We start from the raw sequence: 16,382 nt of genomic DNA on the forward strand, positions 1-16,382 counted from the left end.
AACGCAACATATAGGCAGGAGTTGCTTGTATGTTGGAGCGTAAACTCAGTCCTTTAAGTTTGAAAAAACAGAATATTTTTGCAAGGCCAACTGTGTTGGACGCTGTGTTTATTTTGCGCCTGGAAGATTGCTATTTTGCGCACGGTATATTATTTCTGGTTCGAAACGTACGTATTGGTCTTGCAATTACGGTGAAGGCATCATGCTGCTGGGTACTTTTGTATTTGGCTGGAGGTAAGTGCTGATCAATATGTTTCGTATTCGTCACTATTTCTGATGCGCAAGAGAAGTGATACATGCGACAGACTATGACTAATCGAAGTGCCTTCAAATTTGTATTGCTATCATGTTGTGCTGCATTTTTATGTGAAGCAGGTACGTCAGTAGCCCACGCACAAGTTTCTGCGCCGGCACAGGTGCAGGTAGGAGACATAGCCAAAACCCTTAAGCCAGAAGAGGCGGAAAAGGGCGCAGGCACCCCAACAGATGGGGAAGAACCACCTGTGACTTCTCTTTCTGAAGAGGAAGAGGCCATGAAGCCTAAGGCGGGTAATCTGTTCCATGTCAAACCCGGTCATACCCCCACATATTGGGAAGGGCTGGAAGGGCACGTCTCTATTGAAGCGGGGATTTCAGGCAACCCCTGGACACGCTCAGGACGCAACTTTGCGCAGTACTATTCAGATCGGGCGAATACGGTCACACTGAACCAGATTATTGGGTCATTATCTCACCCTGTTACGTCTGTAGGTAGTGGGTATGGCATCGGCTTTGTGCTGGAAGCCATGTATGGTTCCGATGCGCGGTTTGACCCCACAATCGGGATGGGCTCTGGCTCCCTGCATGGGCTGTATCAGTGGGCGCCCACACAGGCTCATCTGGACGTACATCTACCGTGGATCTTCAAGCGTGGCATTGATGTGCAGATCGGCCAGATGTACGGCATTATGGGCGCAGAAGGCACGCCCGCTCTTGCACGACCCTTTTACACATATAATTACGCATCCGATTATATCGTGCCGTTCCAAACGGTGGGTATTCTGGCCACTATGCATCTGACACGCCACATGGACTGGATTTTGGGAGTAGATGCGGGGAACTCCACAACCTTTGGTGCCTCTGGCAACAACAATAAGCCCAAGGGCTATTTTGGTCTGGCCTGGAACAAGCTGATGGATGGCAAGTTGGATGTGCATGCCATCGGGCACTTTGGGCCACAGGGCAACAATGGCCGCACCATTGTGTCACCTACGGGATGGGTGAGTGCGGGCATTGGCAAGCAGGCCAATAGTCTCATGCAGTATAATGCGGATGTCATGGCCACGTATCATATCAATGATAAAATGACCGTTTCCGTGGATGGCACCTATCTGCACGATGATTCCCTGCGTGATGATGCTTATGGGGTGACAACCTATTTTTCCTACGACATTCACCCATGGCTGACATTTAATGCGCGTGGTGAGGTCTTCCGAGACAACACTGGCGGGGTTATTACGGAATATTCCAGCTTCAATTCTCTCACGCAGGCGCTCAGCAACCAGCCTTTCCCGTATTATAACGCTCTGCCGACAACTTATGGAGAACTAACGGTAGGTGTTGCCTACAGGCCGGAATTTGTAAACAAAAGGCTGGCTTTGGGGGGCTTTACCATCCGACCGGAAATCCGGCTGGACAAATCTCTTAACGGCACACATCCGTTTAACCAGGCCGGCACGGTACAGAACCCAACCGTTAATAATGGTACAAATAACATGCTTTGGTTCAGTTGTGATGCAACTTGGTCTTTCTAAGATATCTTCTTAAATACAGAGGTGATAAGAATACGGGAGATATAAACGCAAAATCTTCCGTATTTTTAGGGATGTATTTTGTAAAGTGGAAGAATGATGCATCTGCCTGAATATGTCAGGCAACGCTATTTTTGCTTCCATAGAACAGTCGGCCTCACCAACTGTCTCATGTGTGAGACAGTTGGTAACATTTTCTACAAACTCGCGTGAAAAACAGGACAAAAGTGTGACGATATTGCGTCCTTTTGTGTTGTGCAGGGCCATTGGCCGCTGCGAGGGCATGGTGTTTCAGGATCATGCTGTCGTAACGGCTCATGAAACTGTAGAAAGAGCACGAGTATGCGAGAGAGTCAGACGAGGTTATTCTCGCTCATAACCTCTATTCTGCTTGCCATTGTGGGGCTTTTCCTCTTCTTTGGCGGCGCGGAACTTCTGTTCCTTGGTGGTTCCTGGTTTTATATTATTGCTGGCGGTGTCATGCTGGGGGCCGCTCTCAGCGGTTTTCGCAAGCCTGCTCTGGCTATGCGGCTGTATGCAGCTTTACTGCTTGTGGCCACTATCTGGTCTTTGTGCGAAGTCGGCCTCAATATTTGGGGGCTGGAAGTTCGCTTGTTTACGCTTATCGGGCTAGGTGCCTGGCTGCTGCTGCCGGGTGTTTGGCGTTCGGGCAATAGCTGGCTGACTGATAAGCGCGAAGTTCTGGGTTCCTTGGTGGTGTCTTGCCTTGTTGTTGTGGCAAGTTGCTTCAGCTCTTATTCCATTGATGGCACAGTGCCCGCAGACCGTATGACGGCAAGCGGCCAGTCTGATGAAACATCAGCAGGAGTGCCTGATGGAGACTGGACAGCCTATGGCCGCACCGTTGGTGGAGACCGTTACACACCATTGGGGCAGATTACAGCTTCCAATATCTCGCATCTGAAGCGTGCATGGGTTACCCGCACCGGAGACGTGCAGCAAGCGGGTGAAGGCACTGTAGCAGGGCCAGACCAAGGGCATGAGTTCAATCTGGAACTCACCCCCATTAAGGTTGGTGATACACTTTACATGTGCACGCCCCATAGTTGGGTGATGGCGCTGGATGCTGCCACAGGTAAAGTGAAATGGAAGTTTGATCCGCACCCCGCAACGGCAGATTTGGACAAAAACGTCTATCTGGCTTGCCGTGGTGTGTCTTACTACCATATCCCTGATGAAATTCAGACAAGCTGCCGTAACCGTATTTACTCACCTGTTGCTGACGTGCGCATGGTGGCCGTAAATGCAGAAACCGGTAAACCCTGTGAAGATTTTGGTGATCACGGCTTTATTTCCCTACGCCAGTATCTGGGCCATGTGCCGCACGGGTTCCATTTTGTAACTTCCCCCCCAATGGTGGCCAAAAACCGTGTGATCACTGGTGGGTGGATTTTTGATAACCAAGCCAATTTCGAGCCTTCCGGCGCTATCCGTGCGTTTGATGCCACAACGGGTGAAATTGCCTGGGCGTGGGATGCTGGCCATCAGCCAGAAACATGGAAACCCGGCCCGAATGATGAACTAACGCGTGATACCCCCAATGCTTGGGGTGTTTACACGGCAGACCTCAATCTGGGTCTTGTTTACATTCCTACAGGTAACTCTCCGCCGGATAACTGGGGTGGAAGCCGCCGTCCGTTTGACGATGCAACATCCTCTGCCACAATTGCGCTGGATATTGTAACGGGTGAACGTCGCTGGACCTATCAGACCGTGCATCACGATCTGTGGGATATGGATATTCCCTCCGGCCCATCTATGGTTGAATTGCCCGGCCCGAATGGTGAGCAAATTCCTGCGCTGGTGCAGAGCACCAAACGTGGTGAGTTCTTTGTTCTGGACCGCCGCACCGGCACACCTGTTCCGGGGTATCCGGTTGAAGAAAAGCCGGTTCCTACAGCGGGCCATGCGCCGGATGATCGTGTATCTCCTACACAGCCTTATCCTGTTGGTATGCCTTCTCTCACACCAGCCAATCTTAAAGAGTCCGATATGTGGGGGGCAACGCTGCTTGATCAGATGATCTGCCGTATCCAGTATCGTCAATCTGCTTACGAAGGGCAGTTCACACCACCGCATGTGGGTAAAACAACCATTGTTTATCCTGCGTTCTACGGTGTTGTAGACTGGCAGGGTATTACCATTGACCCGCAGCGTAAGATCATGCTGGCCAATGCAAGCTACCTGCCTTTCCGTATCAAGCTGGAAAAACGTACGGGAATGGAGCAGGCTGGTACGCTGCCAAAGTGGACTGGCAGTGGAGAAGAACCAGCACCTAAAGGTGATGCTCTTTCTGTTTCTCCAGATTACGGCACGCCCTATATTGCGCTTACCAACCCGTGGCTGAACCCACTGCAGATCCCCTGTAAGGGGCCTGTCTGGGGCACGCTGACAGCAATTGATTTGGTAACCAAAAAGATTGTCTGGCAGCATCCCGTTGGCACAACGCGTGATACCGGGCCTTTCCGTACTCATAACAACCTGCCTTTGCCTACCGGTATGTATAATATTGGCGGCAATATTGTTACCAAAGGTGGCGTTGTATTTATGGGTGCCACAGCAGATGACTATCTGCGTGCCTTTGATCTGGCGAGCGGCAAGGTAATCTGGCGTGATCGTCTGCCAGCAGGCGGCCAGGCAACACCAATGAGCTACGAAGCTGGTGGCAAACAGTATGTGCTGATTGCAGCCGGTGGCCACGGTGGCCTTGGCACCAGAAGCGGTGATTACATTATCGCTTACACACTTGATGGTGAGAAAGCTTCTCCCGCTCAGTAACGCGTTACTACATTGGGGTTCCAGTTTATCTGGAACCCCGCATCACGCGTTTATTTGATTGTTACTGTTACTTATCGGAATATTCAGATGCGTTTGATAGAAGGCGGGGAGCGTCTGCTTTCCCTCGTGCGTTTCGTCATGCCTACTGTGATCGTGTGTCACGTAGTTCCTGCGCGAGCTGCGGATATCACGTTGGGCATTATTGGCCCCCATGAATATGACCTTCATGTAGATTTCAAGCCGTTTAACGTGCTTGTGCAGTATGGCGATGGAAACGCCGCAGGCCATAGTTACGGCAGTGGTGGGCAGCGTACGCCAACCGGTGGCAGCCACACATGGTCGGGTATGACAAAATATGTGCATTTCCGTAGTTTTGAAGCCATCCCTCATGTTGGATTTGCTTTTGAGCTAATCCAGACAGAAAGCTATAAACTGGCAGATGGCACAAATTACGGTGGGTTAGGGCCAACTATTGTTGGGCCAGCTGCATGGTTTAAGCCTAATAAGCACAGTACTTTTGGTATACAGACCTTTATGCAAACGCCATATGGCACAAGAGATGCAACATCCACGAATTATTGGTCCAATATATCCAGTTTAATATTTGATTATGAATGGAAGCATTTCAGTTTTGATGGTGATGCCGGTACGGTTGTTGGTTCTACAAAGCACCAAAAAGACCAGCATAGTTATTCACCTGGCGTAGTGTTTTACACCAACCTGCGCTTTAGCTGGAAAGCGACCAAGAAGTTTGAGCCATTTCTTGCGTTTGATTGGCAGAATGTTACTGGAACGCGCGATAACACGCTCCGCCAGTATCTGGATAATTCTAACAGCCGCGAAATAGCTCTGGGGCCGGGGCTTATGTACAATATTAACCAGCACTTTTCGCTAACAGCCCGCTACTCGCACTCTCTTGAAGGGCGCAATACACCAGAAACTAATGCTTATTACATAAAGTTCGTTTACCTTTGACAGTAGGTTTTATTTTTAAATAACGAAAACTTTACTTTGTTCAAGCAGGTAAAAAATAAAATACACAACATACCTATGAGAGTTATGTTTTTTATGTATAAGAGGAAGGCAACGTTAGGAAAGTCTTTAATATGTCCTTGTCGGATATGGTAGAGCCCCCCGCGATGAATACATGGCCTTTTTCTCAACGCACTGATTCTAAATCAGAAAGTCCAGAAGAAACAGTCCAGAAATCATGGATACGTTGCGAGACATCCTACCAGCTAGATCCTTCCCAAAAATGGAAGGCAGACGTGTTGTGTGGTGCAGAGTTTCGGCATGTCAGTAGCCGGTCCGCATTGCTTTTGCGTCAAGCTTCAGAAGAAATGCAGCACCTTTTTACTTTGGTGCAAGGCTTGGGCCTTATGGTGTTGTTGGCTGACCCCAACGCCATGATTTTGGCGCGTTGTGCGGATGAAACGCACCTTTCTGTTTGTCGGCGTCTTAACCTGCGTGAAGGGGCGATCTGGAACGAAGCTATTGCAGGCACAAATGGTATTGGCACTTGCGTAGAGGATAGATGCCCAATCTTTCTGGGGCGTGGTGCGCATTGGCGCTTTTGTTTTTCCTTGCTGATCAGTTATGCTGTGCCGATATTTGATGCACAGGGGCGGGTAGCAGGGGCTCTCAACCTTGCTTCTATGAACGGCAAAACAGAAAAACCAATTGATAAATTGCTTATGGAAACACTTGCCCAGTCTGGTCGGCGTATTGAAGAACAGCTTTTCCGTAATAGTTATGCAGGGCAAAAAATCCTGACATTAGGTTCTGTAAGAGGGTGCTCAGCGCCTTTGGTTTCTATTAACGATCAAGGGGAAATTACGGGTGCAACATATGCTGCGCGTGAATGGATGGGCTGGACAGATCAAACCATTGCGCAACATCCCAACCTGCTAAATGAGCTGGAAGAGGGTTCGGAAATAAGTTTCCAGAAGGCAGAAGAAAACGTTATCCGCTCTGCTTTAGCTGTTTCTCAGGGGAATGTCACGCAGGCAGCTCGTGGTTTGGGAATTAGCCGTGCAACGCTTTATCGCAAGATGAAGAGCTTTGGTATTAACTAAAGCCCTTTACTGGAACGGGAAGTAGCGGAAAGTTACATATACTGTGTTGCCCGATGTGGCTGGATCTACACTATTGCCATGCCCGTCATTCCCTTTAAAGGCGAATTTACGCACAAAAGTATATTGCAAGCCTGCCATCATGCTTCCGTAACGGCCTTGTAAAAAATGCCACCAGCCGCCAGCGGTAAAGGAGGCAAGGGTGTGTGTTTGAGCACTACATACCCCAAATTCTACATCGCATCCGGCCAGATCCAGATCGTTTACGCCATAACCATATTGCTTGCCATCTGCGCCAATATAACGTTTGCGGCCAGAGGCTTCTACACCCCCATAAGTGTAAAGCAGCACGGAAGAATTGGGGTGCCCCACCAAGCCGAGTGATCCCATAATTTCTGGAACAGGCGTAAGCTGCCCTCGGCCATTAAAGGTTGTATCCGGTATCTGTGTTGGCCCATAGCGGCCAATGCCATCACCGGCCAGAACATCACCAGTAAGATGCAAGCGGTTCGTACCCAGAGGGGCTGTCATACCCGCACCTACGCCACCGCCAAAATGCGTATGCTTTTTGGTGGTTGTTGCACCCGGTTCTACCGCAAGGGAGCGGAACCAGCGTGCAAGGCCAAACACTTCATAATGACCGAAGGATGTATCTGCTGCGGCCTTCAAAATCATGTCGGGCACAGGGTTGTAGGAATAATTTGTGGCCGCGTTTAGCAGCATCCCCCCGGTATTGGCATAGTAAACACGAGCACCGTCTGCTTGCCCACGCGCAGCGGGAATGGTGCTGCCAGAACTAATGGTGGAAGAAAAGCCAACAGTAGCCTGAGGGTCTTCAATAGAGAGACCCAGCCAGTATTTCTGGTTCCAGTCTTTGCCAATTCGGATTTGTGGCACGCGTGTAAAAACAATGCCCGGCAACTGGTTGTTATCCGTAACAGCGGGCAGTTCTTCTTGGCGGGGAATAATGCCTTTGGCGTAGTTTGTGGCCAGGCTCCATGCTTGCCCCATAAGAATATGTAAGCCCCAATCTTTTTGGGTGAATGTAAAGTAACTTTGCCGCAAGCGTGGCGTATAGCCGTTAATCTGTACGCTGTTAGTTGTGCTGCCAGAACCTGCAAAATCACTTTCAACATAAGCCTGTAAGCGGGAGGATTTGCTTGGGTTGGCTTCCATCAAAATAGATAGGCGGCTGAGCTGGGCAGAAAGTCGTTCTTCAGACAGCCCATGGTTGGGGCTGTTAGCGTAAGGAAAATTGCCCCAGCCCGTTGCAGGGCCGCTGGTCATGTTCGAACTACGCCAGATGTTGGACATGTCTATAAAACCGCCAAGTTTTACAGATATGCCACCAATACTAAAAATAGGCGGCAGCCTATCAACTTCTGTTTGTGTAATAGCCGTTGGGCTGGAAGATGAGAGATCAATTGAAGAATGGCTTTTTTCGTCCGCATCTGCGCCAGCGTTTGCATCGGATCCAGAGGCTCCGGGTAGCCATTTAAAACCTAGGCCACCTTTGGCTGTGCCCCCATGTGTATCGGCGGCTGTTTTAACTGGGCCTTCATCTGGAGAGAACCGAATGGAAGGATCTTCTCGGTCTGCTTGGTTTGCGTAAGCAGTGGCAAGCTTATTGCCAGTATGTGGGGCAGAAGGTGAAGGCGTGTTGCGGGCAACATTATGCGTGGGGGCGGAGGGGCCTGCATGCCGTTTGGCCTGACGGGATTCAATAGCTTCTACCTGCGCGGCCAACCGGCGCATTTCCGCCTTGATGGCTGCCAGTTCCTGCGCATCATCTGCCAGAGCGGGGGCAGAAAGCAGCATGGTGCAGGTAAAAACGCTCCCTGTCAGTAACAGTTTTCTCATATTTTCCACGGTATGTGCACGTTGAATGCTGTACCATTTCACGATGAAATTATTTGCATGATAATTGTTTGTGTAATCATGCATTGAGCCAAGTCCATGAGGGCGCAAAACGTCACGCCCTTTTGAATGATATAAACAAAGCGTGTAGAATAAACGTTTGGCTATAGCAAGTCTATGAAGAGGCCAAATTCATAGCAGAAATGCATCCCGGTTTTTCTGGTGCTTACTTCAGTAAAAAATCATCAAAATACAAATATAAGTAAATTTTAAAAAACTTATAAATATCTGACTGAAAATTATAATCGTCTAAATGTGATGGTCGTGGCCTCATTTTTAGGCGCGGAAGAGGTCTATGCTGCTCAAACCAGAAAGCTGGCGGAACGTAACGCAACGGGCCAGCAGGGAGGTAATGTATTATGAGCAATAATCCGCAAATTCGTTTTTGCCCCGTAGGTATTCAGGCCACAGGTGTTCGGCAGGAACGAGACTCAATGGGCACTATAGATGTTCCGGCAGATAAATACTGGGGCGCACAAACCCAGCGTAGTCTGGTGCACTTTTCCATTGGTACAGAGCGTATGCCTCTTCCACTTTACCATGCTTACGGCATTGTCAAAAAAGCAGCTGCATTGGTGAACGCAGCAGAAGGGCGTATGCCGCAATGGAAGGCGGATCTGATAGCCACGGTTGCAGATGAAGTGACCGCGGGCAAGCTGGATGCACATTTTCCGCTGTTTGTCTGGCAGACAGGGTCTGGCACCCAAACAAATATGAATGTGAATGAGGTTATTGCAAACCGTGCCATTCAACTTGTAGGTGGCAAAATTGGCTCCAAAACGCCTGTTCACCCCAATGATGATGTGAATATGGGCCAATCCAGCAACGATTCATTTCCTACGGCCATGCATGTTGTGACATTGCTGGAAATTGAAAATCGACTTTTGCCCAGTGTAGAAAAGCTTATAGAAGCCTTGCGCCAGAAGGCTGAGCAATGGATGGACGTTGTTAAAATTGGCCGTACCCATTTGCAGGATGCCGTGCCTTTAACAGTAGGGCAGGAGTGGTCTGGCTGGGTGCAGATGCTTGAAGATGCACTTTGCGGCCTGCGTAAAGATCGTAAAGCTTTGTTCGAACTTGCCGCTGGGGGCACTGCTGTGGGCACGGGGCTGAATGCACCGGCAGGTTTTAGTAAGGCTATAGCTGCACGTATAGCAGAACTCACAAAACAGCCCTTTGTTACAGCACCTAACAAGTTTGCCGCATTAAGTGGGTTGGATGCCATGGCCAGAACATCCGCAGGTTTGCGGGGCTTGGCAGTGCCATTGCTGAAAATTGCCAATGATATGCGCTGGCTGGCTTCCGGCCCTCGTTGTGGGTTGGGCGAGCTGCATCTGCCGGAAAATGAACCCGGATCTTCCATCATGCCCGGCAAGGTGAACCCAACCCAATGTGAGGCAATGGTGATGATTGCCACGCAGGTGCTGGGCAATGACAATACGATTGCTTTTGCGGCTAGTCAGGGCCAGTTGGATCTGAATGTTATGCGGCCGGTCATATTGGCCAACTGTCTTGCCTGTATCCGTATTCTGGCAGATGGCTGTCATAATTTCCGCATTTTCTCTGTGGAAGGCACACAACTGAACGAAAAGCGGCTCAAGCAGAATGTGGGCGGGTCCGTTATGCTTGTTACGGCATTGGCTCCTGTCATTGGGTATGACAAAGCTGCAGAAATTGCGCACATTGCCATGGAGCATGATCTTTCCCTTAAGGATGCAGCCTTGAAATCCGGCTACGTAGATGCCGCCACCTTCGATAAGGTGGTGAACCCACTTGATATGGTGGGGGAAGGCGTTGCTGGTGCCTGAATACTGCAGGGTTTACAGTGTGGGGAGAGTTCTTCTCTCCCCTTTATTTTACGGTAAAATCAAAAACGACCACATTCGCTAGCTGTCAGGTTGTGAGACGTCATTGGGATGATGTAGCGTGGGCGATACCGCGTTATGCTTCGTTGTTTTCTTCCGTTTGCAGGGAGACCGAATGATGCTTCAGATCCACCCACAGGCACGCACGACACCGGCTGTCCGGGCTGAGATAGCTCGTTCGTCAGAACCGACATCCGTGCTCGCCAGACGCTACGGGATCAGCGATGAAACAGTCCGCAAGTGGCGCAGGCGTGGTTCGGACGCCTGTCAGGACCGCAGCAGCCGTCCCTGGAGGCTGGCCTGGAAAGCCTCGGAGGAGGAGCGCGCCATTGTCTGTCAGCTTCGGCGTTCTACCGGTTTTGGTCTGGATGATCTGACCTTTGTCTTACGGCATTTCCTGCCGCATCTGAACCGGGACAATATCTGGCGGATACTGAAAGACGCCGGATTGAACAGGCTGCCTCCTGTTCCAAAGGCCGGACCAGTTCGGGGACAGGGAAAGTTCCGCGATTACGATCCCGGTTATGTCCATATCGATGTGAAACATCTGCCAAAATTACAGACAGCAGATGGGGACCGGCGGAAACGTTTTCTGTATGTCGCCATCGATCGCTGTTCCCGTTCAGTGCACCTGGCTGTTTATGACGCGGAAAATGCGGATAATTCCGTTGATTTCCTCAATGCCGTCAAATCGGCCTTTCCTTTCCGGATCACCCATATCCTGACCGATCGTGGCTCCTGCTTTACAGCGGACGCCTTCGAAAAAGCCTGTCATGACATGGGAATCGACCGACGCCGGACCAAGGCTTACTCCCCTCAGACCAATGGAATGGTGGAACGCTTCAATGGCCGTGTCGCTACAGAAGTACTGCAGGTCTGTGTCTCAAACCATGAAGATCTGGAAATTCTGCTCAGAGGCTTCTGTTTCGCCTACAATCATCGCCCGCAGCGTGTTCTGGGCGGCATCGCTCCCGCCCAATGCATCATCTCATGGCTTGAAAAACATCCCGCGTCACGTAATCAAGACTATATCAAACCGGCTGGTCGTGACATCATGAAACAGGTCGACGAAATCCTTGATTACGCCAATGACGTCTCACAACCTGACAGCTAGAAATGGTGCGGCAAACTTTTTGAACGCATCATGCGCGGGGTCAAAACAGCCACTCGTATGTACAATAGGGCGGCCGACATAGTAATTACGATCACCTTCTGAGCGGAAGGTCACAAGGTATCCGTAATCCAGCCCTAGATCAGCATTTTCCCCACTGTTTTGTGGCCCAGCCTCCAAGCTGGCAACAACGGATGCGCCGTTCGGGCGGCGTGAGTGTGTTGCCAGTTCCAGAAAGCGACGTGTCACTTCCTGCTTTTCTGCGGTAGTTGCCGTGGGGCGGAATTGAAACATAACCATGTGGCGCACAGTGCCCGGGCGAAAATCTGGTGCAGTAAAGCGCTGTTCGCCTATCTGCTTTATCAGCGCCTGCGTGGCTTGTGCGGCAGGATCCAGCGCTGTCTCACGCGCACGAGCATACGTAGGATAAAGGTTTGATACAGAAAAAAACAAACCAGCTATCAAGCCCAAACGGATGGGGGAAGTGGATATTATACTCATCTGTATTTCATACCACAGATTACAGTTAAGAGACGCAAAACCACGCTGTGCTTCGAAACGGAATAGGCATGTATGCCCGGCTTTTTGACAAGCAGGGCTTGTGTTGCGTAACAGGGCGGCCGTGAAGAGAGATTTTGTATCCGCCGCAGCCAGAAAAGGAGGCAGATAGCGTGACACAGCGTTTTACGCCACCAGAGGTTAAAGGGTGGTGTCCGGGCCTGTTTGCCCCCATGCAGGCCAAAGATGGTTGGCTGGTGCGGGTAAGGCCTGCCTTTGGTCGGATAACTGCGGCGCAGGCCGTTTTTCTGGCACAGATTGCAGAGCGTGAGGGCAATGGGCTGATCTGCCTTACCAACCGCGCCAGTCTGCAATTACGTGGTTTTTCTCATAATAACGCTTTGCGTTTTCCCGAACTGGCCGTTCTGGCAGGCTTGGGTATGGCCAATCCTGAGCATGAAAAGCGTTTGGCATTATTGGTATCTCCCTTAGCGGGGTGTGATCCTTCCTGTGCCCCGGATACATTGGAATGTGCCGCAGCTTTGCGAGCAGCTTTGTGTCATGCCAATAATCTTTCTCCATTGCCGGATAAGTTCGGTTTTGCCGTAGATGGTGGGGGGCTGTTTAGTGTCGGGCTGTTAAAGGCAGATATTACGCTGCAGGCCAATGGGGCAGGGCTATGGTCTGTTGTATGTGGCAATCAGAAAAGCAAGCCTGCATCTGTTCAGGCTGCTGTTGAATTGGCCATCAAACTGGCTCAGGCCTTTATCGCTATTCCCAAAAGTAAACGGCCTGCACGATATCCAGAAACGGGTAAAATGCTCTTTCAGGCCGTTAATGAGCAAGGCAATCCGGTAGAAGTTCTGGCGGCAGATGCGCCTGATTCAGCTTTGTTGGCGGGTAAAATAGGACAAGCTTTATATGCCCTCAATGCGCCACTAGGCATTTTAACATCTGCCATGCTGCGAAGTTGTGCCAATCACGCACGAAACGGAGATGGCATTCTGCGGCTTACGCCGTGGCACAGCATTATTCTGCATGGTCTGTCATACCCGCCACATGTGGTGGGTATGGTGGCTACAAGCACCAATCCTATTTTGCGGGTTTCTGCCTGTATGGGCAATGCAGGGTGCGCACAGGCAGAAGGTGAAACCCAAGATCTGGCAAGAACACTGGCGCATGGTTTGAAGGCAGAGGAAAGCCTGCATGTATCGGGGTGCAGTAAAGGCTGTGCGCATCCTGCAAAAGCAAGTTGGACAGTGGTTGCCGCCCAAAATGGCTACGGGCTTATCTGCAATGGCACGGCATCGGGGCCTGTCATGCGATTTTTTCCAGATGACAGAGCAGTCGAAGACTATTTTATAGGCACCAAGCCACAGGAAAGGATAATGAATGGCCGCGTATGAGTATATCAAGGATGGAGCAGCTATTTACGAACGCTCCTTCGCGACCATTCGGGCAGAAGCTGATCTTTCTGCCTTTACGCCAGAAGAAGCGCAGGTTGTTGTGCGCATTATTCATGCCTGTGGCATGGTGGAAATGGCGCAATCTGTCAGCATGACGGCAGATTTTGTTACAGCTGCCCGCACAGCCCTGAAAAAAGGCTGCAATATTTTGTGTGATTCCGAAATGGTAGCGCACGGGGTAACGCGGGCGCGTTTGCCTGCTGATAATGCGGTTATTTGCACGCTGCGTGATAGCCGCACGCCAGAACTGGCCCGCCAGATTGGCAACACCCGCTCAGCTGCCGCGCTGAATTTGTGGGGTGAAAAGCTGGCCGGTGCAGTGGTTGCCATTGGCAATGCGCCAACTGCGTTATTCCATTTGCTGGAAATGTTGGATGCAGGAGCACCGTATCCGGCAGCTATTATTGGGCTGCCTGTAGGTTTTGTGGGGGCCATGGAATCCAAGGAAGCTCTTTCCCTCCGTAAGGATGTGCCTTGGCTTGTGGTGCGAGGCCGCCCGGGGGGAAGTGCCATGGCTGCTGCTGCTGTAAATGCTCTGGCCTGTGAGCGTGAATAAATGACACGCGGCATATTGCAGGTTGTTGGCGTAGGGCCGGGTGATCCAGAACTCATGACTGTTCGGGCAGTTCGGCTGGTGCAGGCGGCAAAGGTGGTGGCATATTTCTGCCGGCATGACAGGCCGGGCCATGCACGCACCATTGCACGTGCGCATATTGCCCCGGATGCTGAGGAATTGCGGCTGGAATATCCATTTACAACAGAAATCTCTGTTGCCAATCCAGCATATCATGGGGGCATGGGTCAGTTTTATGATGAATGCGCACATAATCTGGCGCAACGGTTAGATAAAGGGCAGGACGTTGTTCTGTTATGTGAGGGCGATCCCTTCCTTTACGGCTCGGCCATGTATCTTTTTGACCGGCTAAAAGCTGGTTTTGAAACCGAGGTTGTGCCCGGTATTATGGCCATGAATGGGTGCTGGACACAGGCGCATCTGCCCATAACACATGGAGATGACGTGTTGTGCGTTCTTCCCGCCACGTTGCCAGAAGAAAAGCTGACCAACTGGCTAGAGCAGGCAGATGCCGCAGTTATCATGAAAACAGGCCGTAACATGCCGCAGGTTAAGCGGGCGCTGGAAAAAGCAGGCCGTTTGTCAGATGCCGTATATGTTGAACGTGGCACGCAGGAAAATACCCGTATGTGTGCTTTGCAGGAGCAGGAAGATAGCGTGCCTTATTTCTCGCTGGTTTTGCTGCCTGGTCGAAAAGGTGTGAGATGAAGGGCAGTGTTACCATTGTAGGGTTGGGGCCGGGTAACAGCCTTCAGCGTACCCCGCAGGCAGATCAGGCCTTGGCTAAAGCAACAGATCTGGTTGGGTATGGTCCGTATGTAAACCGGGTAGAAGCCCCTCCGCATGTTGTTCGTCATGCCTCAGACAACAGGGTGGAGCTGGATCGTGCCCGGCATGCTTTGGAAATGGCAGAGCAGGGGCGGCATGTGGCTGTTGTTTCTGGCGGAGATGCCGGCGTGTTTGGCATGGCTAGCGCTGTGTTTGAGGCCTTGGAGCAAGGGCCGGATAAATGGCGCGCGCTGGATATCAGCGTTGTTCCCGGCCTGAGTGCTGTTCTGGCAGCGGCGGCGCGGTTAGGGGCCCCCTTGGGTGGGGATTTCTGCGTGATGTCCCTTTCAGATAACCTCAAACCTTGGGATGTGGTGCTTGAACGTTTGCGGCTGGCAGCACAGGCTGGCTTTGTGATTGCGCTGTATAATCCACGCTCTCACGCCCGTCCATGGCAGTTGGGGGAGGCATTGGAGCATTTACGGGGTGTTTTGCCCCCCACTATTCCCGTTGCTTTTGCACGCGCCATAGGGCGGCCTGATGAGGCAGTAAGGCTTTCCACTCTACAGGAAGCCAATGCCGAATGGGCCGATATGAGCACATTGGTGCTGATAGGCTGCAAAGCCAGCCGTTTGGTGGATCGGCCCAATGGTGAACCGTGGTTCTATACTTTACGGCGGGTTGATGCTGCCTGATGCGCCTGTAACCATGCCATGGCTTGCTGGGCCGTTTCTACGGTGGGGATGTTAGGGCAAGCCGCTGGGCGATCAATCATCAGGACGGGAATACGCAGCAGGCGTGCAGCCTCCAGCTTGGGGTATGTTGCACTGCCGCCAGAGTTTTTTGAAACCAGAAGTGTGATGCCGTAATCCTGCATCAGCTTGGCTTCATTTTGCACATCAAAAGGACCGCGATCCAGCAGGATGGTTGCATGCGGAGGTAAGGAAGTAGGATCTGGCGCATCAATAGAGCGGATGAGGTAATGATGCTGTGGCGCAATTTTAAACGGCGCCAACTCCTTACGGCCTGTCGTTAAAAAAATACGCTGTGGTGCCGTGTTCCATTTTGGGGAATTGGCTAATAGATTGGCCGTTTCTGCCAGATTGGCGGCATGGAGCCATGTATCGCCCGGCATTTCCTGCCAGCCCGATCGTTCCAAACGCAACAAAGGTGTTTGCGTAGCGGCACAGGCCGTGGCGGCATGTTGGCTCATGGTGGCCGCAAAAGGGTGAGTGGCATCTATTACGGCGTTGATGGCGTGAGTTTTTAGCCACGTGCTCAGCCCGCCAGAGCCACCAAATCCGCCAATCCGCACGGATAACGTGGGCAAGTGCGGCTGCTTGGTTACTCCGGCAAGAGAAAGCGTGGCACTGATAGAAGGCTCCTGTTCCAGATAACGGCACAAAGCAGAGGCTTCCGTAGTGCCTCCCAGAACAAGAACGTGAAAATTATTGGAAGACGAAGGCATTAGGCACAAGCTTTACAGCATGAAAAACAAAAGTGTTGTAAAAGCCGAGGCCGT

At 51.2% G+C, this 16,382-nt stretch carries 13 protein-coding genes; 10 read left to right on the plus strand and 3 right to left on the minus strand.

Annotation, left to right across the window (positions count from 1 at the left end; all coding sequences use genetic code 11):
- The first annotated feature begins 296 nt into the window (after positions 1 to 296).
- The 4 genes from QQM41_RS12170 (at position 297) to QQM41_RS12185 (ending at position 6,664) form a co-directional block, all read left to right on the plus strand.
- The gene (locus tag QQM41_RS12170; protein WP_050819881.1) at positions 297 to 1,793 is read left to right on the plus strand and encodes an outer membrane beta-barrel protein; all 1,497 of its coding nucleotides are present in this window, start codon (positions 297 to 299) and stop codon (positions 1,791 to 1,793) included.
- A 339-nt stretch (positions 1,794 to 2,132) separates the two neighbouring features.
- A complete protein-coding gene (locus QQM41_RS12175) occupies positions 2,133 to 4,589 on the plus strand; it encodes a membrane-bound PQQ-dependent dehydrogenase, glucose/quinate/shikimate family (protein ID WP_339077289.1) in 2,457 nt (818 codons plus the stop codon).
- An 87-nt stretch (positions 4,590 to 4,676) separates the two neighbouring features.
- Positions 4,677 to 5,564 (plus strand): transporter, encoded by an 888-nt coding sequence (locus QQM41_RS12180; protein WP_339077290.1) that lies wholly within the window; start codon positions 4,677 to 4,679, stop codon positions 5,562 to 5,564.
- 131 nt (positions 5,565 to 5,695) lie between these two features.
- On the plus strand, positions 5,696 to 6,664 hold the full coding sequence (locus tag QQM41_RS12185; RefSeq protein WP_197687340.1) for a helix-turn-helix domain-containing protein: 969 nt from the start codon (positions 5,696 to 5,698) through the stop codon (positions 6,662 to 6,664).
- Between the two features lie 6 nt (positions 6,665 to 6,670).
- Here QQM41_RS12185 and QQM41_RS12190 read toward each other — a convergent pair whose 3' ends face one another.
- Positions 6,671 to 8,605 (minus strand): hypothetical protein, encoded by a 1,935-nt coding sequence (locus QQM41_RS12190; RefSeq protein ID WP_339077291.1) that lies wholly within the window; start codon positions 8,603 to 8,605, stop codon positions 6,671 to 6,673.
- Positions 8,606 to 8,937: 332 nt separating this feature from the next.
- On the opposite strand from QQM41_RS12190, the gene fumC reads away from it, so the two are divergent.
- Positions 8,938 to 10,386, plus strand: coding sequence for a class II fumarate hydratase (gene fumC / locus QQM41_RS12195; RefSeq protein ID WP_339077292.1), 1,449 nt, complete (start codon positions 8,938 to 8,940; stop codon positions 10,384 to 10,386).
- Positions 10,387 to 10,561: 175 nt separating this feature from the next.
- The gene (locus QQM41_RS12200; protein WP_035366691.1) at positions 10,562 to 11,557 is read left to right on the plus strand and encodes an IS481 family transposase; all 996 of its coding nucleotides are present in this window, start codon (positions 10,562 to 10,564) and stop codon (positions 11,555 to 11,557) included.
- On the opposite strand, the gene QQM41_RS12205 is transcribed toward QQM41_RS12200, so the two are convergent.
- A complete protein-coding gene (locus QQM41_RS12205) occupies positions 11,540 to 12,055 on the minus strand; it encodes a Dabb family protein (protein WP_339077293.1) in 516 nt (171 codons plus the stop codon). The genes QQM41_RS12200 and QQM41_RS12205 overlap by 18 nt on opposite strands.
- A gap of 170 nt (positions 12,056 to 12,225) precedes the next feature.
- On the opposite strand from QQM41_RS12205, the gene cobG reads away from it, so the two are divergent.
- The 4 genes from cobG to cobJ are packed head-to-tail and all read left to right on the plus strand — an operon-like array spanning position 12,226 to position 15,555.
- On the plus strand, positions 12,226 to 13,458 hold the full coding sequence (cobG, locus tag QQM41_RS12210) for a precorrin-3B synthase (RefSeq protein ID WP_339077294.1): 1,233 nt from the start codon (positions 12,226 to 12,228) through the stop codon (positions 13,456 to 13,458).
- Positions 13,445 to 14,074, plus strand: coding sequence for a precorrin-8X methylmutase (locus QQM41_RS12215; protein WP_339077295.1), 630 nt, complete (start codon positions 13,445 to 13,447; stop codon positions 14,072 to 14,074). The genes cobG and QQM41_RS12215 overlap by 14 nt, the downstream gene beginning before the upstream one ends.
- Positions 14,075 to 14,800: a precorrin-2 C(20)-methyltransferase gene (locus tag QQM41_RS12220; protein WP_339077296.1), complete on the plus strand. Its 726-nt coding sequence runs from the start codon at positions 14,075 to 14,077 to the stop codon at positions 14,798 to 14,800.
- Positions 14,797 to 15,555, plus strand: a complete 759-nt coding sequence (gene cobJ, locus QQM41_RS12225) for a precorrin-3B C(17)-methyltransferase (protein WP_339077297.1) — start codon at positions 14,797 to 14,799, stop codon at positions 15,553 to 15,555. The genes QQM41_RS12220 and cobJ overlap by 4 nt, the downstream gene beginning before the upstream one ends.
- On the opposite strand, the gene QQM41_RS12230 is transcribed toward cobJ, so the two are convergent.
- Positions 15,525 to 16,328 (minus strand): cobalt-precorrin-6A reductase, encoded by an 804-nt coding sequence (locus QQM41_RS12230; protein ID WP_339077298.1) that lies wholly within the window; start codon positions 16,326 to 16,328, stop codon positions 15,525 to 15,527. The genes cobJ and QQM41_RS12230 overlap by 31 nt on opposite strands.
- Positions 16,329 to 16,382 lie beyond the last annotated feature (54 nt).

This window comes from Acetobacter sp. AC2005 (assembly GCF_037901235.1).
In the GTDB taxonomy this organism is placed as follows: Bacteria; Pseudomonadota; Alphaproteobacteria; order Acetobacterales; family Acetobacteraceae; genus Acetobacter; species Acetobacter oryzoeni.